This window comes from Rubripirellula reticaptiva, from assembly GCF_007860175.1.
GTDB lineage: Bacteria > Planctomycetota > Planctomycetia > Pirellulales > Pirellulaceae > Rubripirellula > Rubripirellula reticaptiva.
The window spans coordinates 19,145-43,293 of record NZ_SJPX01000005.1; the positions used below are offsets into that span (position 1 = coordinate 19,145).

General features: G+C 54.8%; 17 protein-coding genes. 5 read left to right on the forward strand and 12 right to left on the reverse strand.

The genetic code is table 11. From position 1 onward, the window contains the following. Positions 1-307: 307 nt before the first annotated feature. From Poly59_RS21305 to Poly59_RS21315, 3 genes are read right to left on the reverse strand one after another with little or no spacing between them, the layout of a single operon-like run. Positions 308-1,717, reverse strand: a complete 1,410-nt coding sequence (locus Poly59_RS21305; RefSeq protein ID WP_146536151.1) for a PAS domain-containing sensor histidine kinase — start codon at positions 1,715-1,717, stop codon at positions 308-310. Beyond that, a complete protein-coding gene (locus Poly59_RS21310) occupies positions 1,717-2,286 on the reverse strand; it encodes a heme NO-binding domain-containing protein (RefSeq protein WP_146536152.1) in 570 nt (189 codons plus the stop codon). The genes Poly59_RS21305 and Poly59_RS21310 overlap by 1 nt, the downstream gene beginning before the upstream one ends. A 47-nt stretch (positions 2,287-2,333) precedes the next feature. Then, positions 2,334-2,873 carry a BLUF domain-containing protein gene (locus Poly59_RS21315; RefSeq protein WP_186776435.1) on the reverse strand — a complete coding sequence of 180 codons (540 nt, stop codon included), beginning with the start codon at positions 2,871-2,873 and terminating at the stop codon, positions 2,334-2,336. 385 nt (positions 2,874-3,258) lie between these two features. On the opposite strand from Poly59_RS21315, the gene Poly59_RS21320 reads away from it, so the two are divergent. Further along, a complete protein-coding gene (locus Poly59_RS21320) occupies positions 3,259-4,290 on the forward strand; it encodes an alpha/beta hydrolase (RefSeq protein WP_146536154.1) in 1,032 nt (343 codons plus the stop codon). A 36-nt stretch (positions 4,291-4,326) separates the two neighbouring features. On the opposite strand, the gene Poly59_RS21325 is transcribed toward Poly59_RS21320, so the two are convergent. Beyond that, on the reverse strand, positions 4,327-4,725 hold the full coding sequence (locus tag Poly59_RS21325; RefSeq protein ID WP_146536155.1) for a DUF3859 domain-containing protein: 399 nt from the start codon (positions 4,723-4,725) through the stop codon (positions 4,327-4,329). A gap of 532 nt (positions 4,726-5,257) precedes the next feature. Between Poly59_RS21325 and Poly59_RS21330 the strand changes: the two genes are divergently transcribed. Continuing rightward, positions 5,258-7,015, forward strand: coding sequence for a hypothetical protein (locus Poly59_RS21330; protein WP_146536156.1), 1,758 nt, complete (start codon positions 5,258-5,260; stop codon positions 7,013-7,015). Positions 7,016-7,482: 467 nt separating this feature from the next. Then, positions 7,483-8,499 carry a DUF1573 domain-containing protein gene (locus tag Poly59_RS21335; RefSeq protein ID WP_146536157.1) on the forward strand — a complete coding sequence of 339 codons (1,017 nt, stop codon included), beginning with the start codon at positions 7,483-7,485 and terminating at the stop codon, positions 8,497-8,499. A 116-nt stretch (positions 8,500-8,615) separates the two neighbouring features. Here the strand turns inward: Poly59_RS21335 and Poly59_RS21340 are convergent, their stop codons facing one another. Next, entirely contained in the window at positions 8,616-9,662 is a 1,047-nt protein-coding gene (locus Poly59_RS21340; RefSeq protein WP_146536158.1) for an ROK family protein, read from the reverse strand. Positions 9,663-9,772: 110 nt separating this feature from the next. On the opposite strand from Poly59_RS21340, the gene Poly59_RS21345 reads away from it, so the two are divergent. Further along, a complete protein-coding gene (locus tag Poly59_RS21345) occupies positions 9,773-10,426 on the forward strand; it encodes a GNAT family N-acetyltransferase (RefSeq protein ID WP_146536159.1) in 654 nt (217 codons plus the stop codon). An 18-nt stretch (positions 10,427-10,444) separates the two neighbouring features. Here the strand turns inward: Poly59_RS21345 and Poly59_RS21350 are convergent, their stop codons facing one another. Beyond that, positions 10,445-13,117: a protein kinase domain-containing protein gene (locus Poly59_RS21350; protein WP_186776436.1), complete on the reverse strand. Its 2,673-nt coding sequence runs from the start codon at positions 13,115-13,117 to the stop codon at positions 10,445-10,447. A gap of 113 nt (positions 13,118-13,230) precedes the next feature. On the opposite strand from Poly59_RS21350, the gene hemC reads away from it, so the two are divergent. Next, the gene (gene hemC, locus Poly59_RS21355; protein WP_146536161.1) at positions 13,231-14,136 is read left to right on the forward strand and encodes a hydroxymethylbilane synthase; all 906 of its coding nucleotides are present in this window, start codon (positions 13,231-13,233) and stop codon (positions 14,134-14,136) included. Here hemC and Poly59_RS21360 read toward each other — a convergent pair. The 6 genes from Poly59_RS21360 to Poly59_RS21385 form a co-directional block, all read right to left on the reverse strand. After that, positions 14,133-16,637 carry an ABC transporter permease gene (locus Poly59_RS21360; protein ID WP_146536162.1) on the reverse strand — a complete coding sequence of 835 codons (2,505 nt, stop codon included), beginning with the start codon at positions 16,635-16,637 and terminating at the stop codon, positions 14,133-14,135. The two genes, hemC and Poly59_RS21360, sit on opposite strands and share 4 nt — an antisense overlap. Beyond that, entirely contained in the window at positions 16,634-17,542 is a 909-nt protein-coding gene (locus Poly59_RS21365; protein WP_146536163.1) for an ABC transporter ATP-binding protein, read from the reverse strand. The genes Poly59_RS21360 and Poly59_RS21365 overlap by 4 nt, the downstream gene beginning before the upstream one ends. 3 nt (positions 17,543-17,545) lie before the next feature. Further along, a complete protein-coding gene (locus Poly59_RS21370; RefSeq protein WP_146536164.1) occupies positions 17,546-17,938 on the reverse strand; it encodes a GntR family transcriptional regulator in 393 nt (130 codons plus the stop codon). Positions 17,939-18,175: 237 nt separating this feature from the next. After that, on the reverse strand, positions 18,176-20,038 hold the full coding sequence (locus Poly59_RS21375; RefSeq protein WP_146536165.1) for a Xaa-Pro dipeptidyl-peptidase: 1,863 nt from the start codon (positions 20,036-20,038) through the stop codon (positions 18,176-18,178). A gap of 40 nt (positions 20,039-20,078) precedes the next feature. Further along, positions 20,079-21,794, reverse strand: coding sequence for a sulfatase-like hydrolase/transferase (locus Poly59_RS21380; protein WP_186776437.1), 1,716 nt, complete (start codon positions 21,792-21,794; stop codon positions 20,079-20,081). A gap of 287 nt (positions 21,795-22,081) precedes the next feature. Further along, a complete protein-coding gene (locus Poly59_RS21385; RefSeq protein ID WP_146536166.1) occupies positions 22,082-24,076 on the reverse strand; it encodes a DUF4340 domain-containing protein in 1,995 nt (664 codons plus the stop codon). Positions 24,077-24,149: the final 73 nt, after the last annotated feature.

The following is a 24,149-nucleotide window of genomic DNA, read 5'->3' on the forward strand; positions in this document are numbered from 1 at the left end:
CTCGCTGTCACTGCAGCTCTCGCCAACACAGTCGTGTACCCCTAGACGATATGCTTGCTCGGTTGAATTAGGGCTGTCATCGACGACCGCGATCAGGCAACGGCACTTGGCATGCAACTGCAACATTGTCTTATCAATATCCGTAGTCCAATCCAATGGAAAGCGCATAAAGACGGTCGCAAAAGATCCTCGCGTCAGTTCGGTTTCAACCTCAGAATGGCAAACGGCAACGACAACATCAGCGTTAGATTGAGCTGCGAATTCTCGCACCCGAGCAATCCAATCGACATGTTGTTGTGAGTCAGGTTCAATAAGCAGAACGTGCATGAGTGCGCCTCTGGATGCTGGAATCACACTGAATCGGCAGCCGAACAACCACTCTCGTGCCGCCCTGTGGGGGTGATTGCACGTAGATGATTCCGCCGTGTTTTTCGACGATCACGTCATGAACGAACGACAAGCCTTGACCGGCCCCTTTTCCTACTTCTTTGGTCGTGAAGAACGGTTCAAAAATTCGCTCTTGGATTGCCGCAGGAATTCCGGGGCCGTTGTCTTCGAAGCAGACTTCGACTTCATCTTCTAGCGAATCGTTGGCCACTAGCCGAGTCGAAATACGGATGTGTCGTTCACCCTCGGCTCGATGCTCGGTGACTGCGTCAAGGGAATTGGTTAGTAGGTTTAACCAAACCTGGTTCATCTGCCCGGCCAAGCAGGACACTAAACCCAAATCGGCGGATAGGTCGAGTTCCACGTGGCCAACATTTCGGCACTGATTCGCGGTCACCGCAAGAGTGTTTTCGATCGACCGATTTACATCGATCGAAGTTTTCGCTTCGGACATCGGCTGCGAAAACTCTTTAAGCGCTCGCACGATTTTTGCGACACGTTCGATTCCCGACAACGATTGCTCGATTGCACCGGGAAACTCTTCGCGAAGAAATGGCAAGTCAGCGAGTTCGCGCTCAGTCGCAATCTTTTCGAGCAATTCGGCCGTAGGTGTTTCTTCCGCTACTGCCTTCTCTAACTGCTCGAACAGGTCAATCAGACCGGCAAGGTCGTTGAATGCCGACTGCAAGAACTGGATATTGTCGCCGACGAATTGAATCGGCGTATTGATTTCATGTGCAATGCCGGCAGCGAGTTGGCCAACCGATTCCATCTTCTGAGCCTGACGCAGGCGAGACTCCATCGCCTTGCGTTTGGACAAATCACGTACCACGGCCGTAAAAACGACTCCGTCGCCGCGTTGACAGCGACTGACAGCAACTTCGGACTGGAAGGGTTTACCGTCAAACTTTGTCGCTGCAACTTCGATCGCGTCGGGCAGAGTGAATTGGCAGACTTCCGTGTCGTCGGTTGTAGCAAGTTCGGCACCGGGCGGAAAAACGTCGGTTGCGACATTCGACGCGGGGAACAGAACCGCACGGCAAGAATCGTCCATGGCAAACACACTGGAAATGGATTTACCAACCATGCTTGGGCACTTGAAGATCAAGCGTGCCGAACGATTGAAAGCAGAGATGGTGCCGTTCTCGTCGTACGACAAAATTCCCTCGGCCGCGGTTTCGACGATAGCGCGATTTTGGTCCGCCATCCGTTGCAACTTCTGATTCGCCTCATAAACCGCCAACGACTTTTGCTCGAGAAGACTTTCAGCTTCCTTGCGAGCCTTCCGCTCTCGCTCAAACCGTCGATTCAATAGTTCCAGTTCGGACATCAGACAGTCTCGGCTAATAAGCAGTTCGTTGTCTTAGGAGTCAGCGTGAAAGTGGCTTCGGTACCATTTTTCTCACCAATGTCCGTTCGAGCGACTTCGATTGCGTCGGCAAAGTGATCAACACAAGCAAGGACCAGCCCCTCGGCCAAGTCGGCAAACGGACGCTTGGATCGGTACGTCATGGCAAGCACTTCACCGGTTTGCTGACACTCAAAGGAAGGCAATTCAGCATCCGGATAGAGTTTGCGGACCTCAACGTGAATGTAGGTCTCAACTAAGGGCAAGAACTGCGTTGCCGATTCAATTCCTGAAAAGAATTGAGGATAGAGCTCGAAAAAGCGAACAAATAAGTGCTTGCCGAACGTGCGAACCAATTCAGATACAGGAATCGAGGTCTCTTGCGAAAGCGCTACAACTAGATGAATCAGTTCGGCGTGATCGTAGGTGCCGACGGCGGTATAAGCGCCACTGTTTTGGGTGTTACCGCCCGCAATCATGCGGTCGGCGATCTCGATACCAAGATCGCTTTCAACCATCTCGATCAATTCAGTAAAGACGATGCCCTTCATAATTCATCCAATGCAATAGGCGTACGTGCGAGAAATTCCCCAGCCAACTAGTTTGCGCTGAGTACCGGTTCGGTGAACTCGGATCGACGCCAACGCCCGCGTCGGAAACCTTCGAGAATCTGCCGCATGCGTTGCGAGTCGCTTTTCAAGTCAATGAACTTGGGCGACTGTCCGGCGGCGCAACTATCGGAAGAACTCGAACCCGGTCCCTCTGTGTCGCGTTGTGCAAAGAAGTCGACGAATCCGGGCAGCAGATCGATGACACCCTCGTCACGAGTGAACCCCATCTGCCAGTCGCCAAAGTGTCGGCTGTCGATCTCTTGCTCGGACAGCACGATCATGTTGCAGTGACGCGGATCCGCAGAGATCCGGCGAAAAAGCTTGTCGACGGCGTCCGCCGGTCCTTCCATTACCTGAAAAAACGTGCGGTCGCGAAATAACAATACTCCGGTGATCCCAATCGACTGATTCGATGATCGCGAAAGACGAAGTAGTCCATCGAGCTCTGTTTCTTCAAAGGAAGCGACGGCAGCACTGGCATACACCATTTGCTTCATCAGATTCGTTTTGGAAGATTTACTATTCATAATTCGCCCCATTGGCCAAGAACGTGTTTCCCCCGCGCTCGACCTGCCCAAGATAAGCAAACGACTCATTCGGGCAGTTGAAGCCTGTGTCAACTTCTCTCCCGACGCCGACGAATCTCGCCGATATTACGGCTCGCCCCGCATGAAGTGTTGAACGATGACGGTTGTGCCGGTTGATTCGGCATATCGCGAAAATGGAGACCCGGATGGCAGCCCACTTAGGATTGAGTGCAACCATAGGAATGGGTGGCAATGAATCTCCCAAAACTCGCCACACCCTGCCGAATCAGTTTCAGCCTAAAACTTCGACTAGAATGATATTGTTCTCTTCACGCTCATTCCACACGCCCACCTATCACATCCCCGCCCCAGCACGGAACCACCGATGTCGACGAAGTCTCTTGTTGTGATCGCGATTGCGATTTTCTCGTACTTTCCAACGACGGTTTTTGCCGAGGCGCCGAGCGGCCGAGGGAATGGAGACTACGTCGTTGGCCCCGAATATCGATTATCGGACGATCTAAGGAACAAAGGCAATGTGCGCGGCCAGTCATTTGAGTTTTCGATGCCACTGGCTGACAGCAAGATTTTCCGTGGCGACGATTCGACTTTGGATCCCAAGAAGGAAGTCCGAACCGATCGAAAGATCTTTGTTTACGTTCCGGCCGCCTATCAAGACGGCGACAAGGCGCCAATCCTGGTGACGCTTGATGGCCCCAGCCGGATGAATTTGGTGACCGCGGCGCTGGACAACCTTACCGCGTCAAAAGATCCGAAACGCGCATTGCCGGCGTTCATTGTGATTGCAGTGCAAAACGGTGGGGACGACAGCAAGGGCAGCCAACGTGGCTTGGAATACGACACGATGTCAGACCGTTTTGCGCGGTTCATCAACGATGAAGTTCTACCCGCGGTATTAGACAACGCAAAGATCCGGGCTGCCTTTCCAAACATCGCGTTCACGTCCGACCCGTGGGGCAAAGCCGTTATGGGATGCAGCAGTGGCGGAGCGGCAGCGCTAACGATGGGCTGGTTCCGCCCTGATTTGTTTCGGCGGCTGATCACTTACTCGGGGACTTTCGTCGACCAACAAGATGACGATGCTGCCGAAGAGGCCGCCTTCCCGTTGGGCGCGTGGGAGTACCACTCGGGGATGAAGCTGATTGAAAACAGCGACAAAAAGCCGCTACGCATCTTCACTCACGTGGCTGAAAACGACAACCGCGCGGGCGACGCCGAGGAAACCTACCATAACTGGGTAATGGCAAACCAACGGACCGCCGCAGCACTGAAAGCAAAAGGATACGACTATCGATTCGTATTCAGTAAAGCGTCCCGGCACTGCGACAACCGTGTTTTCGAGCTAACGCTTGCCGACACGCTGGTTTGGATGTGGGACGGATACGAACCGGAATAACCGTCCGTTCCGCGGCGTAATCAGTGGGATGAAGTACTACTGCGGCGCATCATCGCAGAGTTCAAACGTTTTCTCGGCGACGACGTTCCCATCGAGTTCCAAGTAGAGAACCCAGTCGCCGATTTTGTCGGCGATCGGATCCCAAATCGTATCGCCTAGGTAAAAATTCCAGTCGTTCGTTTTCACATAGACCGTTCCATCGAACGGTTCGCGCCGCTGGCCACGATCATCAAGAATGCCGGGATGATCGATGCAGTAGTCGAGCACTTGGTTTTTGCAGTTTTTGATATTGACGATAAATCCGAATTCAATGCCGACCTTGGCTTGGATCCGAGTCGCCGTCTGCATGAACCGCGGCAACTCTTTTGATTCGGCGTCCCAATGAGCATAGACGCCGTAGCTGCGCATCTTGATTTCCGGTTTGCGTTTGGCCATGAAATTCCCTGGTCGTGTCTGCGCTGCACTTTGTGTCATCGGTTAGTAGACGGCGGATCTTCCAACGCCATCGCAGCGCGAGTTTAGCTGGCTAGCGTAAGTCATCAATGGTGTTTTGGGTGTTCACGAGTCCAGTTCCATCGCGAATGCACAAGACCGAATCGCTACAGTCGTCAAACTTGATATCGTCAGTCGTTTAGCTCGACGCAATCCGCCTGTTTTGCCTTGGCAAACTCTTTTGCGTGCTTAACGCTTCACCCGTAGTCGATGAATCCAGTGCAACGACTTCCTCTTCGCCAGTGAGCACAGATTACGCGATTCGGTTCACCCGCCTCGCTCGTGCAACTCGCCCAGTTTGAGGTGCCGGATTTGCGAGACGTCTGCAAAAGAAACCAGACAAGGGTCGTCCAAAAATCTGCGTGCTGCGTGTCGCACAGGAACATCGATTGTGAGTTTACCGATGCCGGAGCATCGGGAGTTTTTTAGCTACGTCCAACGCAACCTAACGGTTGCACCTAGTGGAGAATTGAATATGAGAAAGCTTTGGTTGTTGCCTGCCGTTGCGATCATTGCGATCGTATCGGGAGCAAAATCGGTTAACGCCGCATATTGCGGTGCGATTAGCTATCAGGGTTGTAGTGAGTGTGGCTCGAGTGTTGTCGATGGCGGCATGGCTTCAGAAGGCGTCATCGTCGACGGCAGCGTAATTGCTGACGGCGGCTCGATGGGTGCCCCAGTTGCTGGCGGCACCTACACGGTCATGCGTTCGGTTCAAGAAACCGTCTACGATCAAGTTGAAGAAACTCGTTACCGTTCACGTAACGAAGTTTACTACGAAGACAAAGAAGTGTCGGGAACACGAAGCGTTCCTTACACCGAATCCCGTGAAGTTCAGTACACGGTCATGGTTCCCTCGTATGAAACCAAGACCCGCACACAGAACTACACCGTGATGAACAAAGTCGTGGAGAATCACTCCAAGACGATCAACTACACGGTCAAGGTTCCTACTTACGAAACCAAGACTCGCACGATCAACTACACCGTCAACAAACCGGTGTACGAGACTCATCAAAAGACGATCAACTACACGGTCAAGGTTCCTGTAACGGAAACTCGCCAAAAGACGATCAACTACACGGTCATGAATCCGGTTCGCGAGAACCACAGCAAGACCGTCAACTACACCGTCATGGTTCCAGTTCAAGAACAAAAGTCGCGTACGATCAACTACACGGTCTACAACACTGTTCAAGAACAAAAGACTCGAACGGAAAACTACAGCGTTGTTGTCCCTGTGACAACGACCAAAATGGTTACCGTCAAGGGTGGAAACTGGGAAACGATCACCGAAGAAGTTCCTGGCAAGATGATGAAGCGCACTGTGCGTGAACCAGGCACTTGGACATTTGATCCGTCGACCTGCAAGAACGTTTACTGCCCCGGCGCTTGCCGCACAGAATGCGTTCAAGGTTGCCCAACGACTGTCTGCAAGAAGGTTTGGGTTCCAACCTGCGAGCAAAAAGAAGTGACTTGCACTTCTTACACTCGTGAATGCCGCACTCGTGAGATTCCTTACACCGTATGCCGTAAGGTTCCAGAATGCCGCACCAAGGTTGTAAACTACACCGTTTGCAAGATGGTTCCTGAATGCCGCAGCAAGGTTGTCAACTGGACAACTTGCAAGATGGTTCCAGAATGCCGTAGCAAAGTTGTAAACTACACCGTTTGCAGCACTCGTTGCGAAAACCGTAGCAAGGTTGTCAACTACACGACTTGCAAGATGGTTCCAGAATGCCGTACCAAGACTTGCAACTACACCGTCTGCAACACTGTTTGCGAACAACGTAGCAAAGTTGTCAACTACACGACCTGCAAAATGGTTCCAGAATGCCGCACCAAGACCATCTCGTACAAAGTGTGCAAGATGATCCCAGAATGCCGCACCAAGACCGTTTGCGAAACCAAGTGCCGCACTGAGTGCTTCACAAAGATCGTCAAAGTTGCTAAGTGCCGTAAGGTTTGCGAACCTTACACCGTTACCAAGTGCGTTCCACGAGTTGTCTGCAAGCAAGTTCCAGTTCAAGTTTGTGCTCCTGCACCAACTTGCTGCGATCCTTGCTCGGCTGGCGCCATGAGCAGCGACTGCGGTTGCGGTGCTGCTTCGGATTGCGGTTGTGCAGCACCTAGCTGCGACGGCCCAGTGAAGAGCTTGCTGAAGAAGGTCTTCGGCGGACACAACTGCGGTTGCGACACTGGTTGCGACGTTGCACCAGCTTGCGGTTGCTAATCACTGTTTGGCTAAACCCAAAGTTTAGTTAACTACAACTCGCTGCCGGGCGGTGACCGTGCGGCAGCGAGAACTCAACAGTTGAATTCGCTGGACGTAAGCGAAAAAACGAGACGGGTCGAGGCTTTGAAAAAAGCCCCGGCCCGTTTTTTCGTTTGGCGACGGCTCTCGTCCAACTACTAGCTGGTTCAAAGTGACAGTACTTTTCGACCAGTTTCTGTCCCAATCTTGGACTTGGAAATGCTAGTTTTGGCCATACTCACTCCTGCAAGTGTTCCGCAAGACTAAATCCAGGCAAATCTGGTTCGAATTTCTATTTTCCAACTTGCCGAATTCGCTGAGACCGCTAGGTTTGGATAAGCTAGATGAATTAGTGCGGCGCAATCGGGGGATCACCTTCCCTGCATCCCCGCCCGTCTGGTTTGCCACGGATCCAATTCTCCCAACCCCTACATCAGGGACCTACCATGTTTCGACGCTTCTCTTTGGCTCTTTCGATTTTCGCCGGCATTTCGTCGATCGCTTGCCTAAACCTAGTTTCGTCGAACGTCCAAGCCCAGGATTGGACTGCGGCTGCGTTCCCAGTTAAGACTCACCAATTTGGAACGGTAGCGGTCGGTTCGAAAACGGAATTCGTTTTCCCGGTCGTAAACACGATGTCCAATACAATGCACATCCAAACGGTCCGAGCAAGTTGTGGATGCACGACTCCCATCGTTCAAAACCAATACATCGCTCCTGGTGAAACCGGATCCATTTTGGCTCGGTTCAACACTGACACATTCAAAGGGCAAAAAGGCGCGACACTAACGGTGGTGATTGACCAACCGTTCTACAGCGAAGTCCGTTTGCGAGTGGACGGCTATATCCGCAGCGATATGGTTTTCTTTCCGGGAGCCATTGAATTTGGCAATCTGGCACAAGGCGAAGCTGTCGCAAAATCGACAAAAGTTCTGTACGCCGGCCGTAGTGACTGGCAGATCATGGATGTGCGAAGCAATAAGTCTTGGCTGATGCCCGTCGTGAAAGAAACGGTCCGCGAAAACGGCCGCGTCAACTACGAATTGACCGTCGATGTTCGCGAAGACGCGCCGACAGGATATTTCCAGGACGAGTTGGTCGTCGTTACCAATGATCGCTCGATGCCAAACGTCCCGCTTAGAGTTTCCGGTCAAGTCGAGTCGGCCCTGTCGATTTCGCCACAAGCGATCGCACTGGGATCACTGAAGCCTGGCGAAGCAGTCAGCCGAAAGTTGGTGCTGATCGGCCGCGAACCGTTCCACGTCGACACGATCACCGCCGATGGCTGGAAAATCAATTTCCAACCGACGTCAGAATCGAAGAAGATGCAAATGGTCGATGCAACGTTCACCTTTGTCGGCGACACCGCGGGACCGAAAAAGGAATCTTTCGTCATCAAGACTGCCGGTGGAAATTCGGTCACCGCCAAGGGACTGATCACCGCAGAAGTTCGCGGCGAGTAAGCAGCTTGTCTTCGACAATCTAGTGCAGGCTGCCAGCCTGCAGTTTCAGACGAACAGTTTGTGCGACCCGTTTCCGCGAAGATTCGTTTTCAGGCCGCGTGATTGAGACGCTAACGTTACTTGATCGCGTAAGACAATGCGCCGATCACAGATGCTTGGTCGCCGCAGACGCTGAAACTGAACTCGTGGAAATCACGGAATCCGTCCAGTGCGTTTTCATGGTACGCACGACGGACCAAGTCCAAGTATCGATCTCGCAGTGCGGGTGCTAAATCGCAAACGCCACCACCGATCACTAGCCGGTCATAGTCACCCAAGTAATTGACCATCAGCAAGGTGATCCCGAGCGCCGTGGCTTGATCGTCGAGCAGTTCGACGGCCAACGTATCACCATCGGCTGCCAACTCGCGAAGTTGTTTCGCCTTGTCTTTCATGCTGCACGTCTGTTTGTTCAGCACGTGGTCACGATAGGTGTCGAGAGTCAGCCGATACGCTAATTGATGCGTCAGCGACGTCAACGAAACCGCACTCTCGGCGGTGCAATAGGCGTTACCCACTTTCAGGTTGCGATCATGTTCATAGCGGAACGCATGCACCGGCAACATCAGGTGCCCAGCGTGACCGGCGCGGCCAAAACTGCCTTGCACGGGCTTTCCGCTGCGCACTTCGCCACCACCTAGGCCGGTGCCGACCGCGACCATGAACAACGAATCAAACTCGTCTTGTTTGCCGTCCATCGGTGATTCGGACCAATGCACGAGCCCGGTGCGAATCGCTGACTCGCCCACCGCCGCGGCTTGGCCGTCTCCGACATAGCTAACTTCGATTGCCTTACCATTGTTGGCCCAGGCGGTTTGCAGTCGTTCACGAATCGGACAGCGATTCCACAATCGCGAATCCAGGTTCGGCGTCGACAACAGGATGCCGTCTTTGGTCGCTGGCCCCGGTGTTGCCAGCGTGATGCCAGAAACCTCATCACACTGACGCCCCAATTTTTCCAGCTCGATTTCGATTTGGTTCACAATATCCGCGATCGTGGCATCAGGCCCATCGATCGAGCGGGTAGGAAATTGCTTCGAAATGCACAGCAAGTTGCGATCCGAATCACCGATTGCAATCGTGCTGGTGGTTCCGCCGACGTCGACACCGACAAATAGTGACACTGGTATTGATTCCATCTGGGGGTAAGTGCATCCTCCGCAGCCACTGCGACCGGGAAGTTTGCATGTACAGTGTTACGGCAGCGGCAGCTTTGCGAAAGGTGAATCCGACGATGATGACGACAATTCGAACTCGCGGGTTTCTCTATTTGGTAGGAACCTTGGTCAACAAATTAGTGCCAGAACGAGTCTTTCGATTCCGGATCTTCCGAATCTTCGAGCTCGAAGAAATCGACCTGGACGCCAATGCCGGACGATCCCAGGCGAATGCGCCGCGTGCCCATGAACTTATGTTTCGGTGGTGCGAAACCGAGGCCGAAATCGCGGATGCTTGCCGTCTGACCTTTTTTCGTCCCGATGGATCGGGCGCTCCCCAACAAGCTTGTCTAGCGATTGCTAATTCCGAACCGGTCGGTGGCGTCTGGATTGGCCGCGACTATTTCAACGAAACGGAACTGGGCCTTCGGATTTGCTTGAACGAGGATCAAACGTGGCTCTTTTCGGCTTTCGTTGAAAAGCAACATCGTCGCACGGGCGTCTATCGCCGCCTACTCAACCATGTCCTTGCCGATCAACAGCAGACGGTTTTTGCGTCGATCAATCCAACCAACAAAGCGTCCATCAAATCTCATTCGCCGTACATTCGCCGAACGGCGGGGACCTGCGTCGCCGTCCGCTGCTTTGGATGGTCAAAATGCTGGGCCAGTGGTCAATTGCGAGTCGACGGTAACGAAATCACGATTCTTGCCTACACGGAATCGAATTAACGTCTAAGTGATGTCTGACTAACGCAGCGAATCGAGCCACAGAATCCACTCGGCTTGTTCGTCATCTGAAATCGCGGGCTTGGGCAGCACCGGCAATTTCGTGCTAGACGCTGTTCCCGTTGATTGCTTGCGAACGTTTAGCAAACCATTGACGTTGATTTCAAAACCGATCATTCGACCAATCGGTTTTTGATCGCCATTGGAAAGTTTGCTTTCCGGAGCGACGCGGGCTGGTTCTGATTCGATTTCATATCGGCCCAGTGAATGCCAGTCGTCACTGAGAATGCCGGACGATTCGACCAGTGACAACGTCATGGACTGGCGTTTCTTCGACAGCGTCAAACGACGATTCGTTCGCGCCGGCAACAACGTTCCTCGGGGAATGATGGGCAGGATTCGTCGACGGCCCTTTGCGTCTTCGACCACGATGCCGATTTCTTGACTCGTAACGCCTCGCGGCGGCATCGCGACATCGCCACGCCCAGGCAATTCGGCTGCCAAACACGCCGCTGCGCCACGAGCCACATCGGTGCGATCAACCACTCGCCGCTGAGCGGTCGCCGACACGCCATCGGTCACGGCGTCTCGCACTCGGGCAATCCGCATCACGGCGCCCATCGTCACGCACACATCAACGTCCGATAATGATACCGACGCTTGATCGCACGTTCGTTTTACTGCTGCGACGATCCCGGCAATCAGGTCATCGCAATAGTCCAACCAATCATTCCGACTAACCGAGACCGCGATCTTTTTACCGCTCGACTCGATTTGAACGGTCGCCGAATCGGCAAGCAGCATAGTGTTCATCGCCCGCTCGCACGCAATTTGCAACTGAGCACCGGTCTTCATCGAACGACGAGGATCCAAGCCAAACTGAGTGACGAATTTCGCGGCAACTAAATCGACCAAACGATGCAACCAAGGTAACGTCCCCTGGTGCCAATGCCCGCCGTTGGCCAATTGATGCAACCGTGTTTCGTCACGGCGTACGATCGCAATCTCAGTCGCCTGGCCAGATACGCCGACAAAGAAAATGAGCTGATCCTGGTCCGAATCAAGTTCGCCGATCCTGCCACCCAATCCGCCCTCAATCGCGGGGCCGGCCCCTATTTCATGATCGGGATCAACCAACAACGACTGAACCGCTGCGATCGATCGATCCACCAATCGCACTGACGACATCCCCGCCATCTTTGCCGCCTGCAGCACGCTTCGGCGGTGCAGTTGATCGTAACTTGACGGCACCGTAATCGCAGTTGCAAGCGGCTGCGTATTGCCAGACCAAGCATTCTTGCGGATCTTTCGCAACAGCATCGCCATCAAGACTTCGGGCGGACAAGATCGCCCTGCGACTTTGCGATCGACCACCGGTTTGCCGATGTACATCGGCAAACAATGCACCAGACTCTGCGGAAACTCGCGCCGACGTTCGATCGCATCTTGGCCGTAAATCAACTGTTCGCCGTCCGATGCGATTGCCATCCGAAACAGCGGATGATCGCCACCACCAGCCGACAACTGATTCATCCCACCGATGGGCGACGCCGACGCAGCCGCGGAATAGAACATTCCAAAATCGATTGCGAAAACCCTGGCAACAGTCCTCGATGTCGAACCGCTGGCGTAGGTGGAGCCTGCGCCTGCCGTTGATTGATCGCCCACTGTATTCCGCTGAGCAAATTCGGACAACCAAACCGGTGCATCGGCCAGAGTGGCGTACGGCGACAGATCGTCGATCACTTCGTCAAGCGACGCGTACCGTTGATCGGGCTTCTTCGCCATCATTCGGAAAAATATGTTGGCAAAGTTCATGTCAACGTCGCCCCGGGCCTGCATCAGATCCGGAATCTCGCCGTGCCGGTGTCCGTAGACTTGGTCCAAGTACTCGCCGCTGAACGGAGGACTCGCCGTTAACAAGAAATACATCGTCGCACCGAGCGAGTAGATATCGCTTCGCGCGTCGGCTTCATCCGGGTTCTCAAGTTGCTCCGGTGACATGAATGGTAACGTGCCGACCAGACGTCCCTTCGCACTTTTCAAAGGATCGATATCTTCGCCGTCTGCATCGACAATCGGCGAAACATAATCGGCCTCTGAAATTCTGGCCAAACCGAGATCCAGAACTTTGATCGTTCCGTCGGTCGCACGCATCAGATTGCCTGGCTTGACGTCGCGGTGAACAATCCCGGCACGGTGAGCATGCAGCAGCCCCAGGGCGGCTTGGCGAATGATCGAAGCCGCTTCGCTAACCGGCAACGGACCTCGCATTGCGACCCAACGTGTCAGTGTGACGCCATCGACATGTTCCATCGCCAGATAATGGATGCCGTCATCGGATTCGCCGGCATCAAACGCGGTAACGATATTGGGATGCAATAAACGCGATGCGGCTCGAACTTCGTCATAGAATCGACGAACCGCCAACTCGTCCTTCATCCGTTTGATCGGCAGCATCTTGATCGCCACCATCCGCTGCATCCGTGTATGCTCGGCCAGATAGACGTTGCCCATGCCACCCGACCCGATCAGCTCGCGGATGACGTAGTCGCCGATTTTTTCGGGCACGTCATCGATCGTGTCACGTTTTTCGATGTCCGCAACGTCAAACGAATCGATTTCGTCACCCTGGGACACGCAATCCTGAGTTGGAAGTTCGTTGATCGGTAGGTTTTCGTACGATGAAGACAAAGGTGCGTTGGACTGAGATGTTTGATGTTGGGTTTTAGGAAACTCGCGAGACACTATCATATCCGATCCGGTACTGATCTTACCCCCTAATATCTAGCTCCCAATAGCCTCCCATGCTCCGAATTGCGACCCGACAAAGTCCGTTGGCCCTGTGGCAGGCCGAACATGTGGCCGCACTGCTAGCATCGGCGGGGATTCAAACCGTTTTGGTCCCGATGGTCAGCAGCGGCGACACCGACATGCGTCCGATCGATGGGACTAGGCAAGTTGGGTTGTTCACAAAGCGAATCCAACAAGCATTGCTGGAAGACGAAGGCGACATCGCGGTTCATTCGCTCAAAGACTTGCCGACCGAAGTCAACGAGTTGCTAACCCTTGCAGCCGTTCCAGTCCGCGAAACCGTTACAGACTGTTTAGTGTCCAAGTCGGGTGTGAAATTTTCGGATTTACCCAACGGAGCAAAGATCGGAACGGGTAGCCGGCGACGGGCGGCTCAGATCCTCAGTCGTCGGCCGGACTTGAACGTGGAAGGAATCCGCGGCAACGTGCAAACGCGATTGAGCAAGCTAGACGAAGGATTTGACGCGATCGTTTTGGCCGATGCCGGTTTGGTGCGATTGGAAATGGCAGATCTGCCGCGATATCACTTTACGTTTGACGAGATGCTGCCCGCGCCCGGGCAAGGTGCCCTGGGAATCGAAGTCCGCGCCAACGACAAACAGGCGCTCGAAGCAGCCGCGACGATGGACGACATGGCAACCCGAGCCGCAGTGACGGCCGAGCGAACATTGTTGTCGTCACTGCACGGTGGATGCCTGGCGCCAATCGCTGCCTACGCCGTCGTCGATGGTGACGTGCTGAGAATGTCGGCTGTCGCTCTTAGCCCGGACGGCAGAAAGCGTATCGATGAAACCGACGAGATCGAGTTCGCAAACGATCTGTCGGCAGCCGTCGAACTGGCCAACCGAATCAGCCAAAGAATGGTCGACGCCGGCGCAATCGAAATGGTTCGCGGCTAGTCGATGGTGCTCGTGCTGACTCCCCTACCCTGCCAAACCCTGCCCTGCCAAACCCTGCCCTGCCAAACAACGTTCGGCAGTGGCCGCAGACTAGCGATCCATACGATCAGCGGATCGTTAGCGTAGTAATCCGGTTGTTTTTCATCAAACATCGACCCTCGTTTTGCACGGCCCCAATCCGCAGCCATTGCCGCGATCGCGTCCGTATCACCGTACCCGTCGTCATCGATCATATCGACCAGTCGTCGTACAAACGAGTCAATGTTTCGATCCGCTCGATTGCGTTCGATCGCAAACTTATGCGACATGCTGTTGAGCATGAGTTCCCCCGCGAAGTCCTTGATGGGCACTTGAGGGTCGCGATCAAACCAGCCGCGTCGGTTGTAGCGTTGCCATTCGCCGATCACGCCAATGCGGCGGGACTTTTTGCGCAGCTCGGGGGATGGAAACATCGCAGCAAGCAGCTTGTCGGAACCGACTGATTTTATTCTTGGTTGGGACGCGAACACTTGCAACGCAATCTCCTCGGCGGGCTCAGCAATACGAATCAACGCAAGCAACCCCTCTTCTCCGTCCGCCACATACTGGCGAACCAGGTTGGCCCATTTCAACAAGACTTCGACGGCCAAGTCGCGCTGTCGAAAAGCAACCTTTAGTTCTGCTTCCGTTGGCTCTGGGGGTACAAACACGCTGAATTCTTCGTTCCAAACGACCTCGTCCGACGCAGCAACGAAGCCCCTCGATGTCCGCTCGACAACCGACCGGAGCTCGGCGAACGAAACATGCCGACCGACCGAGTCTTCGGCTTTCAATTCGTTTTTCAAACGTTGGGAAATGTCCGCACGGACGTCAACGTTGACATAATAGAGTGGCTGCATCGCCTCGGCCGAAACCTTCGTCGAACTTGGCATGCCCTCCCACCGAGTTGCGGGGCGTTCCAACGTTGGCAAGTTGACTGCCATCATGCGGGCTCGCCAATCCGTCATGACGGGCGGCGTTGTCCACCAACGCAGGCCGAACACCAACAACATCGGAACGGCAACTGCCATCCCTGTCCAACCGATCACTCGCCAGTGGAATCCACGGTCAATCCGGCCCTCGAGCCAACGTCCCGTCAATCGACGAGTCGCAATCAGCAAGATAGGCACCATCAACAAAATTACGATCACATAGTGCGCGTACGGAATGAAGAACCACACCAACACAAACGACGCGAACATGCCGTAGGCCGGCGCCGCAAAGAACGACAAAACTGGACGCTTGACCCACATCGAAACCAATTGCCCAAACGCATAGCAACACATCAGATACACGGTGGCAAAAGCACGCTCCTGCGTCGCATTTTGCGGACCATCGATCCGAGGCGCTGACAACAACAAAAACGCTAGCAGTAATAGCGCCGGTACAAGTGTCGGCAGCACGCGAGTCCACCAGACCATGCGGTGCGAGATGCCGCGATCGGCAAAGTAACGGCATTGCTGACGGACCGAGTCGCCATAGAACGTGACCGCTCCCATCCATAGAAACGAAAGCGTTGCCAGGGGAATCACGCCGCCCCGTACCCGACCTCGGTATCCATACGAACTGGCAAGTTCAACGAGAACAAAAACGAACGTGATCGAAAACAACGATGCCACGATCACGCAGACCTGACGCCACTGTTGCCACAACATCGCGTAAACGGGCGTTGGCTGGAACAGACCCGAGACGACGACGGGTGGCGGACGATAGGCGTCTTCACGCATGATCCCACCGGCCGGATTCCGGAACGTCAACGTTGCCTTTGATAATCGATACCTCGCCAACCAGCGCTGCAGCGCAAACAGTGCCACCAACACCAAGGCGCAGGCGACAATCATGCGGATCCAGTTGGCGACCGGTGCGCCGATTTGCGAAATCGACGAAGCATACGGAGAGTCCAGCAAGTAAACCATCATCCAGTAGGCAAAATACCAGGCGATCGAGATCACTGGTAACAACGACACTAGCCCAGCCACCGGTGATTTGATCGCGTACGAAGTCACCAAGCCGACCATCAACAACAGGCACGTAAAGAAGAACGCTTGCCCGATCCCAACCGTCGTCAACAACCCACCAAAACTGTTTTCAGAACTGGCATCCTGCCACGTCCAAGTCGAAAGCCACAGTGCGACCGACGCCAGAACCCACGCACTAAGCATGCAGACCAACGCGATCGCAAACTTCGTGTCCGCGACCGACTGCCAACGCACCGGCAACGTCCGCAGCCAACCCAACGTTCCATTTTCTTCTTCCGTGCCGATCAACATCGGTGGAAGACCGATCGCCATCAAATTGGGCAACAAGATCCACATCATGACCGACCATGCGACCGCTGACCGTCCACGATCATCCGACAACATCGACGCAAGCGCAGCGATGATCGGTAGCGCCAGGATCGCCAATCCCACCGCCAACAACAGCGGCCGAATCGTGACCAGGTCTTTCCAGCATAGGCTTTGCCAAACTCGCGAGGCATTCATTGAAGACTCCCGGTTTTTTGGTCATCCGTGCAAACCGCGACAAAAATTTCTTCGAGCGATGCGGGAACCGCGGATGCATCTGCCACACCGCTTTCGGTGCCATATTGGGATCGCCAATCGTCGGCCAGATCGGAAACCACAAATCGCAGTTGGCGTCCGTTCTGAACTTCGGAGAGGACTTTTCCTTCGGGGATCGCAACGGTCGATCCAGCGTGATCGAGCGTCATCGTGACGATGAAGGTTTTCGCTCGCAAAGTGTCCAGTGGCTCGCAGACTCGCAGTCGACCCTTGTGCACGATCGCCACCCAGTCGGCCACGCGTTCGACTTCGCTGATCTGGTGACTCGACAACAAAACCGTTCGTCCAAGCGCCGCGCGGTCCACCATCGACTCCAAAAACTGGCGCCGCACCATCGGATCCAAGCCGCTAGTCGGTTCGTCTAAAATCAGAAGTTTCGGATCATGAGCGGTGGCTAGTGCGAGTGCCACCTTAGCCCGCTGGCCCTTGCTCATGTTCTTTAGCTTCACGCCCGCCGGAACGTCGAATGCGGCCAACAGTTCTAAGTAACGCATTGGAAACGTTTCATCGTAGAACGCCGATGTGAACCAACCGATCTCCTCGGCCTTCATCCAGTCGTACAGCGCCGGTGCGTCCGACACGTAGCCGATCGAACGACGAATCTGCATCGCCGCATCACTGGGCGACTTGCCAAGAACGAGTGCTTCGCCCGAGTCCGGCTTTTCGAATCCTGTCAGAATCCGAATCATGGTCGTCTTGCCAGCACCGTTCTCGCCAAGCAAGGCAAACACGACGCCTTCGGGTACCTCCAACGTCACATGATCCAGAGCCTGGGTGCGGCCATACCGCTTGGACACGTTGTCCAATGAAATGATGGAATTTGCCATGCTTCAAGACTCCGATTCAATGGATTGTTTTGCCAGTTCAACTTCAAACAAAGCACGAAGCTCGTCCGCCGTCATACCGCCCGCGATCGCATCGGCCAACGCACGGCGAACCGCATCGACGACTAGCGTATTGCGAGCCTTGGTGCAGCGATTGATCGCGTCGCGGCGGACCACCATGCCTCGGCCCCGCAGTGTCTCAAGCACGAGATCGTTTTGCAGTTCGGTATAAGCCCGCGCGATCGTGTTCGGATTGATCGCCAATTCATGGGCGAGCTGCCGCACGCTGGGCACCATCTGGCCGCCAACCAATACGCCATCGGCAACACCCAATTTGACCTGCCGAACAATTTGTTCGTAGATCGGCGTGTCGCCAGACGGGTCAATGGAAAAGAACATTCGTCACCCCTAAACGTGGACGTCATGTGTACTGCCGTGATGGTACACCGAGTCGCTGGCGAATGTCAAGCAAATTTCGCAAGGAACGTTCTTGGGGCGTTTCGCCACTTAGAAACGACGCATCCATCACTGGTGTAGTGGACGAGGCAACGAGTCCTGCAGCACGGGACCGTTGCCTCGTCCACTAACATTTGCGCCACTTATAGCTAAGCCGGATGCTCTCTTACGGCCCTCGGCTCACTTAGCGGGCGACAACGCATCGCGAAGCTGTGACTCGCCGCCGACGATCGGCAGCGTGATCGAGGTTGCGTCGAGATCGACGGTCAGTTTCGTACCTGGCGTTGGATGCAGTGTGAAATCGCGATCGCTGGAAAAGATCATCAATCCGATCTGCTGACCCTTCGCGATGATTTGGTCATCGGGTTGAAGATCAAAACTGAGCTCATAGAACTGTCCTGGAACGAGGGGCTCACCCTCGGTGAGTGATCGGTGGTTCTGCGGATCGGCCCAACCACGTGTGATGATGTTGTCAGTGATCCGCGTTTTCTTTCCCTCTGTCCACGGCAGCGACACCAGCCAAACGGACAGGTTGGCTGCCGGTTTGCTGCTGGCCACTTTGACGGAGATGCGAGACGCCCCCGAGACATGAACGGGTTCCGTCAGCGGATCCGACACGTAGATCAAACGGTGTTCGGTCCACGGTGCACGAGCCAGTGCGTCGCCGTCGAACGAGAAGTTGTCCACCAGCGTCTCGGTTCCCTGCTTGGCGCTCGGCGACATCGACAAGCTTCCCTGCTCGGGCGCGCCTGCTTGCAGGTATAGGGTAACGGGCGAAGCGGCTGGGTTCGGAAAATCTTCATACGGCGTCGGTTTGTCTTGGTCATCCTGTTCACGGACGATCCAAGCACGCGGGTCTTTTTCGACATCGTTTTCGATGCCGTGCAGATAACGCGTGAACCAGCGATTCATCATCTTCATCGGCGGCGGTCCGCCGTGGCCGCCTTGATGAAAGAACGCTTGGCAGGGGACACCCTTTGCCTTGAGTGCTTCGTAAATGCGAACGCTGTGCTCGGGAACCACGTTCCAGTCGTTGAACGCATGCGCCATCAGAACTGCGGCTTTCAAGGGTTGCAGATCGTTCAAGTAATCGCGACCGGCCCAGAAATCGTTGTAGTCACCGGTCACGCGATCCATCCCGTCCGCCATCTCTTTGTCACGGACCTCGCAATCACAATACTCACGCCGAGCCTCATTGCCGCTGTGGATAAAGTCGTACAGATAGTCGATGTCTTCGCCCAAGAATCCGAACGGGTGCCGCACCAAGCCGTTGGATCGATAGTAGTGGTAGTAAGACGTGTTGGGAGCAACTGGAATGATCGCTTCTAAGCCCTCGACACCTGTGGTTGCGGCAGCAAGCGGAATCGTTCCGTTGTAAGAAGTCCCCGTCATGCCCACCTTGCCGGTACACCAATCGGCCACGACTGGCTCGTCACCGTCCGGCGTCGTGAAACCTTTCCCGCGACCATACAACCAATCAACAACCGCCTTGGGTGCGAGCGATTCGTTGTCGCCACCGATCGTTGGGCAGCCCTGCGACAATCCGGTTCCCGGCGACGAAGAATGCACCACGATGTATCCGCGAGAAACCCATTCTTTGACGTGCGATTTTGAAATGATCGGGCGAGTTCCTTTCAGCTCAACGGCCGGAAAGTGCTCCCGTTCTGGCGGTTCGGCACCTACTTCTTGTCGAGGATTCCAAAAGTACTGCTGGCCTTTGTCGCCGGTCCCTGCAAAGTAGGGACTCGATACATAGACGACCGGCAGCTTCAGTCCTTCGCTTTCGGTTTGCCGAGGACGCGTGACGCTGACGTGCATGCGATCGTTCTTTTCGTCGCCGTCCGAATCAAATTCCGTTTCGACCCACAAGTCATGTCGAATCCAATAGTCGGAATCTTCGAATGCTTTCACAACTTGCGCTTCACCGTCTTTAAAGACGGGAACGGCAGGCTCGTCTCCGCTGGCGGTCACAGCACCGAAAAATGAACCGATAGCAAGGCACACGACACGGTGGTTTGAACGGTCGAAAAGAAAACGAAGCATGTTGAATCTCTCGCAATGAACAACGAACGGAAAATCAAATCTACTTGGCCGGCACGATCGCGTGGGCGGTTCGGTCGCCAACAACGAAGTGTCCGAGCGGTTTTTCGTCAGCGTTGGTGATCATCCAAACCGCACCCGGACGCGTCTTGTACGGTTTCCGCCAACCGGCTTCCAAGGTCCCGTACGGCTTTGGATTGCCTTCCCGATCCATCCAATAGACCTTGACCGGCTGACCATGTTTGTTGGTGAACACCAAATCGAAGGGGTCGCCGTCTGGATTCGATGCGGGTGCCGCTGAATCTGCCGCCGCATGCCACATCAATTCGGGCAGTGTTTCGACGCTTGCTGCCACGTACTTCGCGTAATCTTTGGGTGCACGCGACCGCAGTGCCGCGATCGTATCAGCATGCTCGGGATTAATTGCCAAATTCGTCCATTCATACGGATCGTTTTCAATGTCATACAGTTCGTTTTCGCCGGTGTCGTACTCGATGTAACGCCACCGATCATCGCTAAGCCCATAGTTGCCCGGTTTATTCAAATGGGTGATCGACACATGCGGCCAATCGCTATCCGGTTGCCGTAGCAGCGGCAGCAAACTGGGGCCATCGTTGGTTGACTTGTCAGGCAAGCCAGCGAGCTGAGTCAGAGTCGGAAATAGACTCAGCAGGTTCACCGGCTGGTCGCAATGCGTTCCTGGCTGCGCGCCCATCGGCAAACCGGGTACGCCGGGTGGGACGCGGACGATCAACGGAACTCGCGTGCAAACTCGCCATGCGGTGTACTTCTGCCAGTGTTGCTTCTCGCCCAAATGCCACCCATGGTCGCTCCATAACACCACCATCGTGTTATCGCGATTCGGGCCATTGTCGAGAGCGTTGATGACTCTTCCAACCATTGCGTCGGCAAAGGCGATCGAGGCGAGGTAACCTTGGATGCCATTCTTCCACTGGCCATGCTCACGAATGTGCGGGAAGTATCGATTCGGGCCTCTGCTTTTGCCGGCCGCAGGCAGGTCGTCGAGGTCGTCCGCCTTGTAGCCCGGCGGTAGCTGTATCTCGTCGAGCGGAAACAGATCAAAGTACTTCTGCGGCACGAACCATGGTTCATGCGGCCGATAGATTCCGCACGCCAAAAAGAACGGCTTGTCATGCTGCTTGCCAAGGTGTTCGCCGATCCATTTCGACACCAACCAGTCGCCACCGAATTCTTCATCGGTCGCGTCGAGCGCCGCCCAGTCGGTTTCGTTGTATTGCCACGGCCCGCCGACTGGAAGATTGACGGGACGGTTCTTGGGGTACATCGTGCGAGGAAACGGGTCTTCGGTTTCCTTCGGCGGGTAATACTGATCCCACGATGCGGCATCGATGAAGTAGTGCAGAATCTTTCCAGAACCCGCTGACCAATATCCGTGCCTCGAAAAGTACTTCGGCATCAGCTCGGCATCCGGCATCAGCTCACGCATCTTTTGACGGTTGTCGTAGAGCCCCGATTTGTGCGGCGAGATCCCGGTCATGATCGCGCTGCGAGACGGATTGCAGGCCGGCGCCGCGCAGTGCGCGTTGGTGAACAACATGCCGCTGTCCGCCAGTTGGTCAATGTTGGGGGTCTTTGCCTGCGGGTGACCGCCCAGACATCCAACCCAATCATTCAAGTCGTCAACGGAGATGAACAGAATGTTGGGCTTGTCTGCCGCACAGGTCGTCGTCAGCCCCAGCACGATGGCGGCGACTGCGGTTGCGAAAATTTTTCTCAATTGGTCTTCCTGTGTCAGAGAAGATCCTGTTTTACTTCGCCGGCGCAGATCGATGTAACCACTTCAGCAATACCGCATGGGTATGGCGGCGAAAACGCCCGAATCGCGACATTGTTCGGGCGGCTAGCCAATCGTTTTCTTTACGACTTCTTTACGACGCGTGTCGTATCAATGATTGTCCGGTCCCGGCGTTTACGCCGTTGGTGTACCGGTACAGACACAAAAAAAGCCCGGCAGGGTACGACCTTGGTCGTCCCAGCCGGGCTTTGCGTTTGTTGGGGCCGCGGTTAATTCCCTGGAAAACCTGGGATGTTGAACTGCGGGCCACCTTGGCCGGGTGCTTCGGCTGCGGCGGCGTCACTTGCGGATTCGAACAAGTCGTCACGCTTGATCGTCAACTTCGAATACGTGTCCTCGGGGATGACGTAGTACCAATCGGCGAATCGCTCGTTGAGTTCTCGCACTTTGCGTTCAGCGATTTCGATCTGATCCTTCCGAGCGTCCAACATTCGTTGGTTCTCTTTCGTGATCTTCTCTTGCTCGGCTTCCAAACGTTCTTGGAGTTCCTCGTCCGTCAGTTTTTCATTAGCAGGAGTTTCCTCAGCAGCCATTTCAGCAGCAGACTCAGCGTCGGCTGGTTTTGCCTCAGCATCAGCATCAGCCTTGGTCTCGGTTTCCGGTAATGAATCAGCCTTTGCTTCATCATCGCCGTCATCTTGCGCCTCGCCCTTTCCGGTCGCCTCGCCCTGCCCTTCCGTTTCGGTTTCGCCGGACTCTTCGGCGGCTTCTTCAGCCGATTCAGTTTCTGGGTTCTCAGACTTCGCTTCTTCCTTTACCGACTCTTCGGCTGCCGATTCCTCGGATTCCTCGGACACTGGTTCCTCGGTTTCCATTTCTTCGGTCGCAGGCTTGTCGGCTTCCTCTTTCATCTTCGATTCGTCCGCGGGATCATCGGCTGGCTCGGCGTTGTTCTCTTTCACTTCACCAACCGGAGCAGTTTCAGTGTCAGCCTCTGGCGCGACCTCCTTGGGTGGATTCAGAATCATTTCGAGATCTTCCAATGTTTGCGGGATCTCACGCAGCTCTGGCGCGGGGAACTTCGAATCGTCCACCATCGTCGTCACGAAAAGATACCGGTTCACGCCACCATCAGATTTTTCCGCACCTTCATCCGCCGCATCTCCGCTGTCACTTACGCCCGCGATGTTGCCAAACCGGATTAGATACTTGACGCCATCTTTCAACGAAACCGCTAGCTCGCCGTTGGCCGACAAGATTTCCGCTTCGCCGTCTGGTCCAACATCGATCGGGTAGAAACCACGCTGAGCCAGGGATTCAATCGCAGCTTGATCGGACAGCAAATCCTTGCTCGCCTTCAGCGTCGCACTGACGCCTTCAGGTTTACGGAAAACGTTGACGATCTTCAGGTCGTCCAGAGCATTCTTCAGCTCGTTCAGCTTCGTCTTGTTCAGCGACTGACCTTCGGGAGCCTCAACGTTCTTGGGTTCAACGCGAGGATCACGCGGATCAAACTCCAGCAAATTGGTCAGACTGTACTGAGCTCCCTCCACTGCAATCTCGGCGGTGTACTTACGGCTCAGCGAAATGCCGCCCTGCCCCAACGTCGCTGTGTAGTCCTTCATTTCCAGGCTGTCGATGTCGATGCTGCTCAGCTGCAGCAAGTCATCTTCGATCCAGTCGCGAAAATTCGTCGTCAGCGGTGACTCATCAAATTTGACGACGTAAACCGGATCCTGATTTGGGATTCGGACGAAGCGTTTGGTCGGATCATCCTTTAACGAATCGCCGATGATCAAAGACGCCAAAGTTTCTTGAGCTTCGTTCTTGAACGTCACCAATCGACCGACGCCTTCGTCACCCACTTCAAGATCTTCCAGAGCCGGTTCGGCGACTCCGAGATCATTGTGGTCTTCGGCGTTCGACGTTTGGATGTCCAGAATCTTGACCCCAACGAGTGCGTTGGCAGCATCCTTCATTTGTTCGAGAGCGTCGGCGGGATAGCCTTCGCGAGACGGAATCGTCCATTGGCCGGACACCTTGTCCTTGCGGACCTCGAACGTATCGAGCGTGCCTTGCGCTTCGTCAAAGGTCACGATCTTCATGCTGGCGGCAGCCAGCGGATCGGTGAATTTTTCGAACAACATTTGGCCGGCACCGTTGTCGGTTTGCACGACCTCGCGGGGCCAGGAGACAAACGTGGCGACGGCGGCCGTCGCCACAGCAGCGACCCAAAAGAGTCCGGTTTTTTTGCCTTCGTTCATAGAAATAGGTTTTAGGTATTGGGTTTTTAGGTGTTAGGTAAAGCAAAGAAATAGCGTCAAGTGCGAGGGTGGG